Genomic DNA, 13,889 nt, shown 5'->3' with positions numbered 1-13,889 from the left:
CCAACCCCGGCGAGCCGAGCCTGCACAGCTCGGCTTGTCGCTTGCAGCTTGAAGCTTGCCGCTAGTTCTTAATGCGGTATTCCGCGCTGCGCGCGTGCGCTGTCAGGCTTTCGCCACGGGCCAGCACGGATGCAGTCTTACCCAGCTCGGAGGCACCTTCAGGCGAGCAGAAGATGATCGACGAGCGCTTCTGGAAATCGTAAACACCCAGCGGCGAGGAGAACCGCGCGGTGCCGGAGGTCGGCAGCACGTGGTTAGGGCCGGCGCAGTAATCGCCCAGCGCCTCGGGGGTGAAGCGCCCCATGAAGATGGCACCGGCGTGACGGATCTGCGGCAGCAGCGCTTCCGGGTCAGCGACCGACAACTCAAGGTGCTCCGGGGCGATGCGATTGGCCAGCACGCAGGCCTGCTCCAGGTCATCGACCTTGATCAGTGCGCCACGGTTTTCCAGCGAAACCCGCACGATGGCATCACGCTCCAACTCTCCCAGCAGCCGATTCAGGCTGGCCTCAACGGCATCCAGGAAGTCAGCATCCGGCGACAGCAGAATCGACTGGGCATCCTCGTCGTGCTCGGCCTGCGAGAACAGATCCATGGCGATCCAGTCCGGATCGGTCTGGCCGTCGCAGACCACCAGAATCTCCGAGGGGCCGGCGATCATGTCGATACCGACCTGACCGAACACCGCACGCTTGGCGGTGGCGACATAGATATTGCCGGGGCCGACGATCTTGTCGACCTGAGGAACAGTTTCGGTGCCATAGGCCAGCGCCGCGACAGCCTGCGCACCGCCAATGGTGAAAACGTGGTCGACACCGGCCAGACAGGCCGCCGCCAGCACCAGCTCGTTAATCTCGCCGCGCGGCGTGGGCACCACCATGACGACTTCCGGCACACCGGCAACCTTGGCCGGAATGGCGTTCATCAGGACCGAGGACGGATAGGACGCCTTGCCACCGGGGACGTAAAGCCCCACCCGATCCAGCGGAGTGATCTTTTGGCCAAGCACGGTGCCATCAGCTTCGGTGTAGCGCCAGGAGTCCTGACGCTGGTGCTCGTGGTAACTGCGCACACGCTCGGCGGCCACTTCCAGCGCGCTGCGCTGCGCCGGAGTAATGCGTTCAAGCGCCAGCTCCAGGCGGGCGCGATCGAGGGTCAGATCGGCCATATTGCTGGCCGACAGGCCGTCAAAGCGTTCGGTGTACTCGACCAGCGCCGCATCACCGCTGGAGCGCACTGCTGCGATAATTTCCTCAACCCGGTCATTAACCGCCTTGTCGGAGACGCCTTCCCAGGCCAGCAGGGTATCCAGATGCTGGGCAAAATCGCTCTGGTTGGCGTTCAGACGGGCGATTTTCAGCGGCGTACTCATAGCGATACCTTTGGCGATTCAGGGAATGGTTACTCGAAAACGGATCAGGCGTTGCGGCGCTCTACCGCCTCGGCCAGCTGATCAATCAACATCTTGATGCGGGCATGCTTCATCTTCATCGAAGCCTTGTTGACGATCAAGCGCGAACTGATGGTGGCAATCAACTCCTGGGCCTCAAGACCGTTGGCCTTGAGCGTGTTGCCGGTGTCGACCACGTCGATGATCTTGTCCGCCAGCCCCACAAGCGGCGCCAGCTCCATAGAGCCATACAATTTGATCACATCAACCTGACGGCCCTGCTCGGCATAGTAACGGCGCGCGACATTGACAAACTTGGTAGCGACCTTGAGCCGACCGGTTGGCTCCGGCACACCGACAGGGCCTGCGGTCATCAGCTTGCAGCGGGCGATTTTCAGATCAAGCGGCTCATACAGGCCCTGACTGCCGTACTCCATCAACACGTCCTTGCCCGCCACGCCCACATCGGCGGCGCCGTGCTCAACGTAGGTCGGTACGTCGGTCGCGCGCACGATCAGCAGGCGTACGTTCGGGTCGGTGGTCGGGAAGATCAGCTTGCGGCTTTTTTCCAGATCCTCGGTCAATTCGATGCCCGCCGCTTTCAGCAGCGGCAGGGTGTCGTCGAGAATACGTCCCTTGGACAGGGCAATGGTCAGACTCTGGCTCATGAAAACTCTCTGTTAGGCCGGGACCCGGCGAATGATACCGCCCAGGGCCTGCAGCTTCTCTTCAATACATTCGTAACCACGATCAATGTGGTAGATACGGTCGACCAAGGTATCGCCGTCGGCAACCAGACCGGCAATAACCAGACTGGCCGATGCGCGCAAATCGGTCGCCATCACCGGCGCGGCCTTCAGGCGCTCGACCCCGGTGACGATCGCGGTGTTACCCTCAACCAGAATGCGCGCACCCATGCGATTCATTTCCTGAACGTGCATGAAGCGGTTCTCGAAAATCGTCTCGATGACGGTACCGGTGCCTTCGGCAACCGCATTCATGGCGACAAACTGCGCCTGCATGTCAGTCGGGAATGCCGGGTAGGGCGCTGTCCGCAGATTGACTGCGCGCGGACGGTTACCCTTCATGTCCAGCTCGATCCAGTTCTTGCCGGTATCGATGTGGGCCCCCGCCTCTTCCAGCTTGAGCAGCACCGACTCGAGAATAGAGGCATCGGTGTCCTTGAGCTTGACCCGGCCGCGGGTCGCAGCAGCGGCAACCAGGAAGGTACCGGTTTCAATGCGGTCAGGCATTACCGAATAACGCGCGCCGTGCAGGCGCTCCACACCGTGGACGGTGATGGTGTCGGTGCCATAACCGGTGATCTGCGCGCCCATGGCGATCAGACATTCGGCCAGATCCACCACTTCAGGCTCACGCGCGGCATTTTCGATAACGGTCTTGCCCTTGGCCAGGGTGGCCGCCATCAGAATGTTTTCGGTCCCGGTCACGGTCACGGTATCGAACAGGAAGTGCGCGCCACGCAGACCGCCCTCGGGGGCTGTAGCCTTGATATAACCATCTTCGACGATGATCGTCGCACCCATCGCTTCCAGCCCGCGAATGTGCAGGTCAACCGGACGCGAACCAATGGCGCAGCCACCCGGCAGCGCTACTTCAGCACGCCCGAAGTGCGCAACCATAGGGCCGAGCACCAGGATCGACGCACGCATGGTCTTGACCAGCTCGTAGGGTGCGACCAGCGAGGTGATGCGAGTCGGATCGACTTCGACACCCAGGCGCTCATCGATAACCGGCAGCACACCCATACGACCGAACAGTTCGATCATGGTGGTGATGTCATGCAAGTGCGGCAGGTTGGAAATAACGACAGGTTCATCCGCCAGCAGCGTGGCAGCGAGGATCGGCAGGGCCGAGTTCTTGGCCCCGGAAATCCGGATTTCCCCATCCAGGCGATTGCCGCCGGTGATGATCAGTTTGTCCATACGTGGTACGTACTCCGGACCTCAGGCGCGCGACGCCCAGGCCTCCTGGGTGTAAAACTTCATGGTAACGGCGTGAATACGGCCGTCAGCGATATAGTCGTTAAGCAGTGCATAAATCTGCTGCTGACGCTTGACCTGTGACAATGCCGCGAGGGTGTCGCTGATCACGTTGAGCTGAAAGTTGCAGCCCTCGCCTTCAACCTCGACCCGGGCATCTTCCAGGCGTGATTCGATCAACGCCTTTACTTCATTTGATTGCATTGCAAATTACTCCTTGCGGCGCCCTGCTGGAGCAGAACGCCTGAAAGCTAATTGTCTCGGGCTCGCTCAACATCGCTCAGCCAGGCATCCAGCCCGCATACCCGGGCGATACTCTGCAGCCCGTCCGGAACCGAGCGTAACCGCAACTCGCGCCCCTGCTGCTGGCAACATTCTGCCGCGCGCAAAATCAAAGACAGGCCAACACTGTTGGCCTGCGTCACCCCGGACATATCCAGCACCAGCGGCCCCTGCCCCTCGGCTGCAGCCTGCTGCAGCCCGTCACGCACAGGTCCGGCAGAGTCAAAATCGATTACGCCAGCCAGGCGCACAACGCCCTCGGCATCGACCTGCAAGCTGGCATTGCTCACTGCTGCACCTCTTGGGAGGCCACTTCACGTGACTTGGCGACAACACTGCCCCAGTTATCGATAACCGCATCCAGGTCGTTGTTGTGAGTCTTCATCGCCTGCGCAAACTGATCACGGAACAGCAGGCCGATGTTGATACCCTCGACGATGACGTTACGCACCTTCCACTGGCCATTGATGTCGGACATGGTGTAGGTGGCGGTATAGACCTGCCCGTCATTGGCCTTGACCTGCATGTCGACACTGGCGCGGTCAGGGCGCGGCTCGCGGTTGTTGGCCGGCAGCACGGTGATCTCACCGCTCTGGAAGTCAAGCAGCGCATTGCCGTAGAACTGCACCATGCTGCGCTTGAATGTCTCGATAAAGCGCTGCATCTGGGCGTCGCTGGCACCGCGGCTGTAGCGCACGGTCATGACGCTGCGCGCAATGCCGTCAAAATCGACAACCGGCTCCAGCACGTCATTCAGACCAACGGTGAACGCTTCCACGTCGTTGCGATAGGTCTCACGGTTGGCGTCAAGCACCTCCATGACCTTGCGCGAGGTATCCTCGACAACCTGTTGCGGGGTCGCGGAAGCCAAGGCAAGCGCCGGCAACAGCAGCGTGAGGGCAACAAAGGCATTGATGATCGGGCGCATGTACATTCTCCTGTGGGGCTGACTGTAGTCAGTCTTCCTTGCTTACTGTATTGAGCAGGAACCGGCCGATCAGTTCCTCCAGCACCAGTGCAGACTGGGTGTCATAGATTTCGCTGCCGTCAACCAACAGGTCTTCCTCGCCACCCACCGAAATACCAACGTATTTCTCGCCCAGCAGGCCGGCAGTCAGAATCGATGCGGTGCTGTCGGCAGGCAGGGTATCAACGTCACTGTCGATGGCCATATCCACCCGCGCACTGTAACGATTCTTGTCGAATTCAATGGCAGTGACCTGACCAATGGTCACACCGGACATGGTTACCTTGGCGCGCGACGTAAGCCCCGCCACGTTGTCGAAATAGGCATGCACACTGTAGGTGCTGCCCGTGCTGCCCGGAGTCAGCCCGGCCACACGCAGCGCCAGCACAGTCAGCGCCAGCACGCCGGCGAGAATAAATACGCCGACAGTCAATTCCAGGTTACGGATACGCATTTGATGATTCCTTGGCTAATCAAAACATCAGGGCAGTGAGGATGAAGTCCAGCCCCAGCACGGCCAGCGACGCATACACTACGGTACGCGTGGTTGCACGGCTGATGCCTTCGGATGTGGGCTCGCAGTCATATCCCTGGAAGACTGCGATCCAGGTGACGACGAAGGCAAACACCACGGCCTTGATCAGGCCGTTAAGTACATCGTCGACGAACTGCACCGAATTCTGCATGTTCGTCCAGTAGGAGCCGGAATAGACTCCCAGCCAGTCAACGGCCACCATGGCGCCGCCCCATATCCCGACCACGCAGAACACCATCGCCAGCAGCGGCATGGAGATAAAGCCCGCCCACAGGCGCGGCGCTATAACGTACTTGAGCGGATCAACGCCGATCATTTCCATGCTCGACAACTGCTCGGTGGCTTTCATCAGACCGATCTCGGCGGTCAGAGCAGAACCTGCCCGCCCGGCAAACAGCAGCGCGGTTACCACCGGCCCCAGCTCGCGCAACAGCGTCAGGGCCACCATCTGGCCGACCGCCTGTTCGGAACCGTAGCCGACCAGAATGTTGTAGCCCTGCAGCGCCAGTACCATGCCAATGAACAGGCCGGACACAACAATAATGGCGAGCGACAGCACACCAACCGAATGCAGCTGCTTGACCAGCAGCGCCCAGCCGTTGCCAAAGCTCGCCCGCCCGAACATCACATTGACGAGAAACAGCCCGGAGCGACCCAGGGCAGTAATGGTGTCCAGCCCTGCTCTGCCGAGCAAAACCAACCTGTCGACTGCACTCACGCGTCTTTCTCCGCTTGTATCAGATCCTGCAGATAATCCCTGGCCGGGAAGTGGAACGGCACCGGGCCATCGGGCTCCCCCTGCATGAATTGGCGAATACGAGGGTTGTCGGAGTTCATCAATTCATCCGGCGTACCCTGCCCGAGCACCTGGCCGTCACCCACCACATACAGGTAGTCGGCAATACTGGCGGTCTCGGCCAAATCGTGCGAGACCACAATACTGGACAGCCCGAGCGCGTCGTTGAGCAGACGAATCAGACGCACCAGTACGCCCATGGAAATCGGGTCCTGGCCCACGAATGGCTCGTCGTACATCATCAGTTGCGGATCGAGGGCGATCGCACGCGCCAGCGCAACCCGGCGTTTCATGCCGCCGGACAACTCATCCGGCATCAGGTCGCGCGCACCACGCAAGCCAACCGCCTGCAACTTGAGCAGAACAATGTCACGAATCATGTCTTCCGGCAGTTCGGTATGCACCCGCAGCGGAAAGGCGACGTTCTCGAACACGCTCAAGTCGGTAAACAGCGCACCGCTCTGGAACAGCATGCCCATGTCCTGACGCGCGGCAAACAACTGCTCGCGCCCCAGCTCGGGAATATTGCGACCATTCACCCAGATCGACCCGCTTTCGGGTCGCAACTGGGCGCCGATCAGGCGCAGCAGCGTGGTTTTGCCGCACCCGGACGGGCCCATGATGCCGGTGACCTTGCCGCGGGGAATACGGATATCCACACCATCAAAGATGACTCGCTGGCCGCGCCGGAAGGTCACGCCCTGAAGGTCTACGATGTAATCTGACACGTCGGTCATAGTGCTGTTCGGGCCTTTGCGGATCATGCCCAGACCTCGGGCAAACGAAGCCGCCTAATATACCAGTTCCCCGACGGCAGCCCAAGCCGGGAATGGGCAGCCTCCCCAGAACGGGTTAGCGCCGAGACGAAGCTGGTCAAGGCGGATGAGTTAGCTCCGACAAACCGCTATACTTGCGCGTTCAGCGATTACCGACGAATAGCACATGGCCGATTTTGACTATATTGCATCCGCCTCGCGCACCATCAGCATGGAACGCGACGCGGTAGATTCCCTGCTGCAGCGACTGGCAGAGCCCTTCACCATCGCCTGCGACACCCTGCTGCAATGCCGCGGCCGCGTGGTCGTTACCGGCATGGGCAAGTCCGGACATGTCGGCCGCAAGCTCGCCGCCACCCTGGCCAGCACCGGCACCCCCGCCTTCTTTGTCCACCCGGGCGAGGCCAGCCACGGCGACATGGGCATGATCACCGCCGAGGATGTCGTCATCGCGCTGTCCAACTCGGGCAATACCGCCGAAGTAGTGACCTTGCTGCCACTGATCAAGCGCCTCGGCGCCCCCTTGATCAGCATGACGGGCAACCCGCAGTCGACCCTGGCTCTGGCCGCAGTCGCCAACCTGGACACCGGCGTCGAGCAGGAAGCCTGCCCGCTGAACCTGGCACCGACCTCCAGCACCACTACCGCGCTGGTGATGGGTGACGCACTGGCCATCGCGCTGCTCGAAGCGCGGGGTTTCAGTGCCGAGGACTTCGCTTTCTCGCACCCCGGTGGCAGTCTGGGCCGCCGCCTGCTGTTGCTGGTTGACGACATCATGCACGCGGGTGGGAGCATGCCGCTGGTCAAGCCCAACGCGCCGCTGCGTGACGCGTTGCTGGAAATGACCCGCAAGGGCCTCGGCCTGACCGGCGTCATAGATGCCGATGGCAAGCTGGCCGGCATCTTCACCGATGGCGACCTACGCCGCAGCCTGGATCACAACATCGATTTTCAGCGTGCCAGCATCAGCGACGTAATGACCCGTCACTGCAAGACTGCGCGCAGTGGTATGCTCGCGGCCGAAGCCCTGAAAATCATGGAAGACGCCCGCATCAATGGTCTGTTCGTGGTAGACACTGAAGGCCGGCCGGTGGGCGCCCTCAACATGCATGATCTGCTCCGTGCGGGCGTGGTCTGAGTTTGAATATGGAAAAGCTGATCGAACGCGCAAAAGCCATTCGCCTCGCCATCTTCGACGTTGATGGCGTCCTGACCGACGGCCGCCTGTATTTCATGCCCGACGGCACCGAGTTCAAGTCCTTCAATACGCTGGATGGCCACGGTATCAAGATGCTCATCGCCTCGGGCGTCGAGGTCGCCATCATCAGCGGCCGAAAATCGCCGCTGGTCGAGCGCCGCGCTGCCAACCTGGGCATCAAGCACCTTATTCAGGGCCGCGAGGACAAACTGACCGCCTTGGCCGAGCTGCGTGAGATCGTCCCGGTCGAAATGCACGAGATTGCCTTCCTTGGCGACGACCTGCCGGACCTGCCGGTCATCCGCCGCGCCGGCCTGGGGATGGCGGTCGCCACTGCCGACACCTTTGTGCGCGAACACGCCCATGGCGTTACCCGCGCCGCCGGTGGTTCGGGCGCAGCCCGCGAGTTCTGCGAACTGATCATGCGCGCCCAGGGCACCCTGGACCAGGCACAGGCAGCCTACCTGTGAACCTGACGTTACCACGCTATCTGGTCGTCGGCCTGCTGATCATTGCCGGGGCAGCGCTGGCGATGGCTGTCGGTTACTGGAACATCAATCCGTCCAGCTTCAACACCGGCAAGCCGCAGACTCAGACCGACCGTCCCGACTTCTATATCGACAACGCGCGCATCCTGATGCTCAATGAACAGGGCAAGGTTGCATACCGGCTGACGACCTCCCATGCCGTTCATCAGGTAGACGACGGCAGTACTCACCTGGAAGACCCTGAGCTGCTGTTCTACCGGGGAGAGGACCCGACGCCGTGGCTGCTGAAGTCGCGTCAGGGGGTCGTTACCCAGCGCGGTGACCGCGTTGACCTGACGACCGATGTCCTGCTGAAACAGAACACCGATGACGCGCGTCAGCTGACCACGTCAGCCCTGACCCTGTTTCCCGCCCGTGACTACGCGGAAACCGATCAACCGGTTAGAATCGAAGCCGCTCGCAGTGTGACCACTGCCGAGGGCATGCAACTATTTCTCAACGACGGTAGCCTGAAGCTGCTGTCCACCGTACGAGGCCAATATGAGGTGCGTTAAATCCCTCCTTGCCCTGACGCTGGCCGTGTGTCCAGTGAGCCACGTTCTGGCACTGCCCAGCGACAGCAGCCAGCCGATTCGCATTCAGGCCAACAGCGCGACGCTGGACGACAAGCGCAATACCGCCGTATACACCGGCGATGTGGTCATTACCCAGGGCACCCTGCGCCTCACCGGCGCCCGGGTTACCCTGACCACCAATGCCAATGGCGAGCTCAATACCATGATCACCCAGGGCGGACCGGCCACCTATCAGCAAACGCCGGAAGCCAACAAACCACCGGTGAAGGCGCGCGCCGAGACCATCGAGTACCACGCCGACCGCGAGACCATCGTGCTGATCAGGAATGCCTTTCTTGAACAGTCCGGCAATACCTTCCAGGGTGAGCATGTCAGCTACGACATTCAGCGTCAGGTCGTCGATGCCGGCAACAGCAGCAGCGGCGCCAACGGCGGCGCGGGCTCCGGGCGTATCGAAATCGTGATTCAGCCGCGCAGCCGCAATACCGAAGCGCCAAGCGAAGAGCCGGCAACGCCATGACCACATTACAGGCGCGCCATCTGGCCAAGGCCTACAAATCGCGCAAGGTCGTCCGTGATGTGTCCGTGTCCATCGACAGCGGCCAGGTCGTCGGCCTGCTCGGCCCGAACGGCGCAGGCAAAACTACCTGCTTCTACATGATCGTTGGCCTGGTCAAGGCGGATGAAGGCCAGGTCACCGTCAACGGCAAGGACGTGACCCGCCTGCCGATGCACGGCCGGGCCCGCGAAGGCATCGGTTACCTGCCGCAGGAAGCCTCGATCTTTCGCAAGCTGACCGTCGCCGAAAACATCATGGCGATTCTGGAAACCCGCAAGGACCTGAACCGTCAGGCGCGCGAGGGAAAACTCGAATCGCTGCTGCGTGAATTCCATATCCACCACCTCAGCGACAGTCTCGGCATGAGCCTGTCCGGTGGTGAGCGCCGGCGCGCCGAGATTGCGCGCGCACTGGCAACCGACCCCAGCTTCATTCTGCTGGACGAGCCCTTTGCCGGGGTAGACCCGATTTCGGTCAACGACATCAAGCAGATCATCCAGCACCTCAAGGACAAGGGCATCGGCGTCCTGATCACCGACCACAACGTTCGCGAGACGCTGGACATTTGCGACAAGGCCTATATCGTCAACGACGGCCACATCATCGCTGAAGGCGACGCCGAGACCGTGCTGGCGGACCAGACGGTGAAAGATGTGTACCTGGGCCACGCCTTCCGGCTATAAAAGCACCCGTAACTCAGGCATGCTAGCGGGGAACGAGTCCGGACTTCGCCCGGCACATGGTTTGATCAAGCGCACAAGGTATTTCGCGACACAATGAAACCCTCGCTCGTCCTCAAGATGGGGCAGCAGCTGACGATGACACCGCAGCTGCAGCAAGCCATCAGACTGCTTCAGCTATCCAGCCTTGACCTCCAGCAGGAGGTGCAGGAGGCACTGGAAGCCAACCCGATGCTGGAAATGGCAGACGACGGCGATGACGACTACGGCAGCAGCGCCCAGGAAAGCGGCGACGATGACGCTCCCGCGGTAACCCTGCCCGAGCCGGTCTCCCTCGACTCCATCGAGCAGCACGGACAAAACGACCAGGAAGGCAACTGGAACGAACAGATTCCCAGTGAACTGCCGGTCGATACCCAATGGGAAGACGTCTACCAGACCTCTGCCAGTTCGCTGCCCAGCCAGGATGACGAGGACTGGGATTACACCTCGCGTACCGGCACCGGCGAGACCCTGCAGAGTCATCTGGAATGGCAGCTGAACCTGCTGCCGATGTCGGAAACCGATTATCAGATCGCCACAGCGCTGATCGACGGCATCAATGCCGACGGCTACCTTGAAGAGTCGCTGGATGACATTCTGGCCTCCCTGCCCGCAGAGCTCGAAGTCGAACTCGATGAAGTCGAAATGGTGCTGCATCGCATCCAGCAATTCGAGCCGGTAGGCGTTGGCGCGCGGGATTTGCGTGAGTGCCTGCTGCTGCAGATTCGTCAGCTGCCCGAGACCACCCCGATGCTGGAACAGGCGACCCGCGTCGTGCGTGATCACCTGGAACTGCTCGGCAGTCGCGATTTCAGCCAGCTGATGCGCCGCAGCAAGCTCAAGGAAGACCAGCTGCGTGACGTGGTTGCGCTGATTCAGACGCTCAACCCCCGCCCGGGCTCGGAAATCGCCTCGGGCGAGCCGGAGTATGTGATACCGGATGTGATTGTGCGCCGCGATGCCAATCGCTGGCTGGTTGAACTGAACCAGGAAGCGGTACCCAAGGTGCGCGTCAACGGCCACTATGCCTCGATGGTGCGACGGGCCGACTCCAGTGACGACAATACCTACCTGCGCAACAACCTGCAGGAGGCACGCTGGTTCATCAAGAGCCTGCAGAGTCGCAACGAGACCCTGATGAAGGTCGCCACCCAGATCGTCGAACACCAGCGTGGCTTTCTTGAGCACGGCGAAGAGGCGATGAAGCCACTGGTGCTGCATGACATCGCCGAAGCTGTAGGCATGCACGAGTCGACTATTTCGCGGGTAACCACCCAGAAATACATGCACACGCCGCGCGGCATCTTCGAGCTGAAGTACTTCTTCTCCAGCCATGTCGGCACCAGTGAAGGCGGGGAGTTTTCCTCCACCGCTATCCGTGCGCTGATCAAAAAGCTGGTCGCAGCAGAAAACCCAAAGAAACCATTGAGCGACAGCAAGATCGCTGGTTTACTTGAAGAACAGGGCATTGAAGTAGCCCGACGGACCATCGCGAAATACCGCGAATCGCTCAACATCGCGCCTTCGAGCGAACGCAAGAGACTGGTCTAGTACCTGCGAAAACAGGCTCGAATGAGCCGTTCAACGCAGCAGATCCAGTTCAGGGATCACGCAAGTGGCAATACCGGGTGGCAGGTCGTCACCCAGCAACAACAAGCCAATCAGGAGATGCCGTATGCAACTGAACATTAGCGGTCACCAACTCGATATCACCGACGCACTGCGCGACTACGTCACCGAAAAAATGTCCCGCCTGGAGCGGCATTTCGACAAGATCACCAACGTCCAGGTCACCCTGGAAGTAGAGAAACTCCGGCAGAAGGCCGAAGCCACCCTGCACATTGCCGGTGGTGAAGTGGTTGCCCTGGCAGAACACTCCGATATGTACGCCGCCATTGACCTGCTGACCGACAAGCTGGATCGCCAATTGATCAAGCACAAGGAAAAGCACATCGACCGTCAGCAAGGCGCGAACGACCGATAACCGGACCTTCACTGCATCACCATGCAAATAGACCACATCCTGACCCCTGAACGTACCTTCGCCGGCGTTCAGGGCGGATCCAAAAAACGTGTGCTGGAGCTGATCGGCAAGCTGGTCGCCCAGCACACCAACCTGGATCCTGACGCCATTTACGAAAACCTGATCGCTCGTGAACGCCTGGGGTCAACCGGTTTCGGTAATGGCATTGCCATCCCTCACTGTCGCCTGGAAGACTGCCACCAGGCCATAGGCGCCCTGTTGCAGCTGGACGGCAAAATCGATTTCGACGCTCTCGATGGCCAACCTGTTGACCTGATCTTCGTGCTGCTGGTCCCGCAGGAAGCCACCGAGCAACACCTGCAGATTCTCAAAATGCTGGCTGGCAAGCTCGACAACGCCGAGCTGCGTGATGCACTGCGCGCAGCACCGGACGCGGATGCGCTTTATCGCGTCATGGTTGGCGACGGCGACGGAGGCTGACATGCGTTTGATTGTCGTCAGCGGCCGTTCCGGTTCGGGTAAAAGCACCGCGCTGCATCTGCTTGAAGACAACGGCTTCTACTGCATCGACAATCTCCCCGCAGGCCTGCTGCCCGAACTGGCCCGCCAGGCAAGACAGAATGATTTCAGTCTGCCGGAAGTCGCCATCAGCATCGACGCCCGCAACCTGCCCAATGACCTGGCGCGCTTCCCCGAGCTGCTGCAGGACGTACGCAATGCAGGAGTCCAGTGTGACGTGCTGTTCCTGGCCTCGCGCAACGACGTACTGATCAAGCGCTTTTCGGAAACCCGCCGCAAACACCCGCTGACCGACGGCAACCTGTCACTTGGCGAGGCCCTGGACCGTGAAGCACTGCTGCTGCAACCGATCATCGACCTGGCCACGCTCAAGGTCGACACCAGCCACCTGAATCTCTACCAGTTGCGCGACCACCTGAAACAGCGACTGCTAGGCACCAAGGGCAGCCAGCCCTCGGTCCTGATCCAGTCATTCGGGTTCAAACGCGGCCTGCCGGTGGATGCCGACCTGGTATTCGACGTGCGTTGCCTGCCCAACCCTTACTGGCTGCCCGACCTGCGCGCCTTTTCCGGCCGTGACGCCCCGGTCAGCGATTACCTGGGCAAACAGCCGGAAGTGGAAGATATGTACCAGGACATCTGTCACTACCTGCAGAAATGGCTGCCCCGCTACGCCGCCAGCGAACGCAGTTACATGACCATCGCCATCGGCTGTACCGGCGGCCATCACCGCTCGGTCTACATTGCCGAGCGACTGGTGCGCGAACTGAGCGCCGACACACCCAACCTGCTGATACGCCACCGCGACCTGCCCTGATGCCAAGCTCCCGTGTTCTGATCATCAACAAACTCGGTCTGCACGCCCGTGCCGCCGCCAAGTTTGTGGGCATTGCCAACCAGTACGGCTGCAAGGTCACCATAGGCCATGACGAAACCGACCAGGTTGACGGCAAGAGCATCATGCAGGTCATGATGCTGGCCGCCGGCAAGGGCACAGAGGTTTGCGTCAGCTGCGAAGGCGAGCAGGCAGAAGAAGCCCTGCAGGCATTGCTGGAGCTGATCAACGACTATTTTGGGGAAGGGGAGTAAACCCAG

At 60.8% G+C, this 13,889-nt stretch carries 19 protein-coding genes; 10 read left to right on the top strand and 9 right to left on the bottom strand.

Annotated elements, in window-relative coordinates; all coding sequences use genetic code 11:
• Positions 1-61: 61 nt before the first annotated feature.
• From hisD to B7O88_RS00590, 9 genes are read right to left on the bottom strand one after another with little or no spacing between them, the layout of a single operon-like run.
• Positions 62-1,372 carry a histidinol dehydrogenase gene (hisD, locus tag B7O88_RS00630; protein ID WP_088273252.1) on the bottom strand — a complete coding sequence of 437 codons (1,311 nt, stop codon included), beginning with the start codon at positions 1,370-1,372 and terminating at the stop codon, positions 62-64.
• Between the two features lie 44 nt (positions 1,373-1,416).
• On the bottom strand, positions 1,417-2,058 hold the full coding sequence (gene hisG / locus B7O88_RS00625) for an ATP phosphoribosyltransferase (protein ID WP_088273251.1): 642 nt from the start codon (positions 2,056-2,058) through the stop codon (positions 1,417-1,419).
• Between the two features lie 12 nt (positions 2,059-2,070).
• Entirely contained in the window at positions 2,071-3,336 is a 1,266-nt protein-coding gene (gene murA / locus B7O88_RS00620; RefSeq protein ID WP_088273250.1) for a UDP-N-acetylglucosamine 1-carboxyvinyltransferase, read from the bottom strand.
• A gap of 21 nt (positions 3,337-3,357) precedes the next feature.
• The gene (locus B7O88_RS00615; protein WP_088273249.1) at positions 3,358-3,597 is read right to left on the bottom strand and encodes a BolA family protein; all 240 of its coding nucleotides are present in this window, start codon (positions 3,595-3,597) and stop codon (positions 3,358-3,360) included.
• A gap of 47 nt (positions 3,598-3,644) precedes the next feature.
• Positions 3,645-3,965 (bottom strand): STAS domain-containing protein, encoded by a 321-nt coding sequence (locus tag B7O88_RS00610; RefSeq protein WP_088273248.1) that lies wholly within the window; start codon positions 3,963-3,965, stop codon positions 3,645-3,647.
• On the bottom strand, positions 3,962-4,603 hold the full coding sequence (locus B7O88_RS00605; protein WP_200818389.1) for an MlaC/ttg2D family ABC transporter substrate-binding protein: 642 nt from the start codon (positions 4,601-4,603) through the stop codon (positions 3,962-3,964). The genes B7O88_RS00610 and B7O88_RS00605 overlap by 4 nt, the downstream gene beginning before the upstream one ends.
• A gap of 28 nt (positions 4,604-4,631) precedes the next feature.
• The gene (gene mlaD, locus B7O88_RS00600; RefSeq protein ID WP_088273246.1) at positions 4,632-5,096 is read right to left on the bottom strand and encodes an outer membrane lipid asymmetry maintenance protein MlaD; all 465 of its coding nucleotides are present in this window, start codon (positions 5,094-5,096) and stop codon (positions 4,632-4,634) included.
• A gap of 19 nt (positions 5,097-5,115) precedes the next feature.
• Positions 5,116-5,895: a lipid asymmetry maintenance ABC transporter permease subunit MlaE gene (mlaE, locus tag B7O88_RS00595; RefSeq protein ID WP_088273245.1), complete on the bottom strand. Its 780-nt coding sequence runs from the start codon at positions 5,893-5,895 to the stop codon at positions 5,116-5,118.
• Positions 5,892-6,710, bottom strand: coding sequence for an ATP-binding cassette domain-containing protein (locus tag B7O88_RS00590; protein ID WP_088273893.1), 819 nt, complete (start codon positions 6,708-6,710; stop codon positions 5,892-5,894). The genes mlaE and B7O88_RS00590 overlap by 4 nt, the downstream gene beginning before the upstream one ends.
• Before the next feature lie 205 nt (positions 6,711-6,915).
• Between B7O88_RS00590 and B7O88_RS00585 the strand changes: the two genes are divergently transcribed.
• The 10 genes from B7O88_RS00585 (at position 6,916) to B7O88_RS00540 (ending at position 13,883) form a co-directional block, all read left to right on the top strand.
• The gene (locus tag B7O88_RS00585) at positions 6,916-7,887 is read left to right on the top strand and encodes a KpsF/GutQ family sugar-phosphate isomerase (protein ID WP_088273244.1); all 972 of its coding nucleotides are present in this window, start codon (positions 6,916-6,918) and stop codon (positions 7,885-7,887) included.
• Between the two features lie 8 nt (positions 7,888-7,895).
• Complete coding sequence (locus B7O88_RS00580) at positions 7,896-8,417, top strand: KdsC family phosphatase (protein ID WP_088273243.1); 522 nt, start codon at positions 7,896-7,898, stop codon at positions 8,415-8,417.
• Positions 8,414-8,989, top strand: a complete 576-nt coding sequence (gene lptC / locus B7O88_RS00575; protein ID WP_088273242.1) for an LPS export ABC transporter periplasmic protein LptC — start codon at positions 8,414-8,416, stop codon at positions 8,987-8,989. The genes B7O88_RS00580 and lptC overlap by 4 nt, the downstream gene beginning before the upstream one ends.
• Before the next feature lie 34 nt (positions 8,990-9,023).
• Positions 9,024-9,530 (top strand): lipopolysaccharide transport periplasmic protein LptA, encoded by a 507-nt coding sequence (gene lptA / locus B7O88_RS00570; RefSeq protein ID WP_235005694.1) that lies wholly within the window; start codon positions 9,024-9,026, stop codon positions 9,528-9,530.
• Complete coding sequence (gene lptB / locus B7O88_RS00565) at positions 9,527-10,252, top strand: LPS export ABC transporter ATP-binding protein (protein WP_088273240.1); 726 nt, start codon at positions 9,527-9,529, stop codon at positions 10,250-10,252. The genes lptA and lptB overlap by 4 nt, the downstream gene beginning before the upstream one ends.
• A 93-nt stretch (positions 10,253-10,345) precedes the next feature.
• Complete coding sequence (locus tag B7O88_RS00560) at positions 10,346-11,842, top strand: RNA polymerase factor sigma-54 (RefSeq protein WP_088273239.1); 1,497 nt, start codon at positions 10,346-10,348, stop codon at positions 11,840-11,842.
• A gap of 124 nt (positions 11,843-11,966) precedes the next feature.
• Entirely contained in the window at positions 11,967-12,275 is a 309-nt protein-coding gene (hpf, locus tag B7O88_RS00555) for a ribosome hibernation-promoting factor, HPF/YfiA family (protein WP_088273238.1), read from the top strand.
• A 21-nt stretch (positions 12,276-12,296) separates the two neighbouring features.
• A complete protein-coding gene (ptsN, locus tag B7O88_RS00550) occupies positions 12,297-12,755 on the top strand; it encodes a PTS IIA-like nitrogen regulatory protein PtsN (protein WP_088273237.1) in 459 nt (152 codons plus the stop codon).
• Position 12,756: 1 nt separating this feature from the next.
• Complete coding sequence (gene rapZ / locus B7O88_RS00545; RefSeq protein WP_088273236.1) at positions 12,757-13,611, top strand: RNase adapter RapZ; 855 nt, start codon at positions 12,757-12,759, stop codon at positions 13,609-13,611.
• The gene (locus B7O88_RS00540) at positions 13,611-13,883 is read left to right on the top strand and encodes an HPr family phosphocarrier protein (protein WP_088273235.1); all 273 of its coding nucleotides are present in this window, start codon (positions 13,611-13,613) and stop codon (positions 13,881-13,883) included. Before rapZ ends, B7O88_RS00540 begins: the two co-directional genes overlap by 1 nt.
• Positions 13,884-13,889 lie beyond the last annotated feature (6 nt).

This window comes from Halopseudomonas aestusnigri (assembly GCF_002197985.1).
Lineage (GTDB): Bacteria > Pseudomonadota > Gammaproteobacteria > Pseudomonadales > Pseudomonadaceae > Halopseudomonas > Halopseudomonas aestusnigri.
Note: the sequence above shows the minus strand (reverse complement) of the source record. Positions and strands in the feature narration are given on the sequence as shown.

What these genes read in the sequence shown, in the direction of transcription:
- hisG (WP_088273251.1), bottom strand. Translation starts at nt 2,058, where the DNA reads ATGAGCCAGAGTCTGACCATTGCCCTGTCCAAGGGACGTATTCTCGAC.
- B7O88_RS00540 (WP_088273235.1), top strand. Translation starts at nt 13,611, where the DNA reads ATGCCAAGCTCCCGTGTTCTGATCATCAACAAACTCGGTCTGCACGCC.
- B7O88_RS00590 (WP_088273893.1), bottom strand. Translation starts at nt 6,710, where the DNA reads ATGACCGACGTGTCAGATTACATCGTAGACCTTCAGGGCGTGACCTTC.
- B7O88_RS00615 (WP_088273249.1), bottom strand. Translation starts at nt 3,597, where the DNA reads ATGCAATCAAATGAAGTAAAGGCGTTGATCGAATCACGCCTGGAAGAT.
- ptsN (WP_088273237.1), top strand. Translation starts at nt 12,297, where the DNA reads ATGCAAATAGACCACATCCTGACCCCTGAACGTACCTTCGCCGGCGTT.
- hpf (WP_088273238.1), top strand. Translation starts at nt 11,967, where the DNA reads ATGCAACTGAACATTAGCGGTCACCAACTCGATATCACCGACGCACTG.
- B7O88_RS00585 (WP_088273244.1), top strand. Translation starts at nt 6,916, where the DNA reads ATGGCCGATTTTGACTATATTGCATCCGCCTCGCGCACCATCAGCATG.
- B7O88_RS00605 (WP_200818389.1), bottom strand. Translation starts at nt 4,603, where the DNA reads ATGCGCCCGATCATCAATGCCTTTGTTGCCCTCACGCTGCTGTTGCCG.
- mlaD (WP_088273246.1), bottom strand. Translation starts at nt 5,096, where the DNA reads ATGCGTATCCGTAACCTGGAATTGACTGTCGGCGTATTTATTCTCGCC.
- rapZ (WP_088273236.1), top strand. Translation starts at nt 12,757, where the DNA reads ATGCGTTTGATTGTCGTCAGCGGCCGTTCCGGTTCGGGTAAAAGCACC.
- B7O88_RS00580 (WP_088273243.1), top strand. Translation starts at nt 7,896, where the DNA reads ATGGAAAAGCTGATCGAACGCGCAAAAGCCATTCGCCTCGCCATCTTC.
- B7O88_RS00560 (WP_088273239.1), top strand. Translation starts at nt 10,346, where the DNA reads ATGAAACCCTCGCTCGTCCTCAAGATGGGGCAGCAGCTGACGATGACA.
- hisD (WP_088273252.1), bottom strand. Translation starts at nt 1,372, where the DNA reads ATGAGTACGCCGCTGAAAATCGCCCGTCTGAACGCCAACCAGAGCGAT.
- murA (WP_088273250.1), bottom strand. Translation starts at nt 3,336, where the DNA reads ATGGACAAACTGATCATCACCGGCGGCAATCGCCTGGATGGGGAAATC.
- lptB (WP_088273240.1), top strand. Translation starts at nt 9,527, where the DNA reads ATGACCACATTACAGGCGCGCCATCTGGCCAAGGCCTACAAATCGCGC.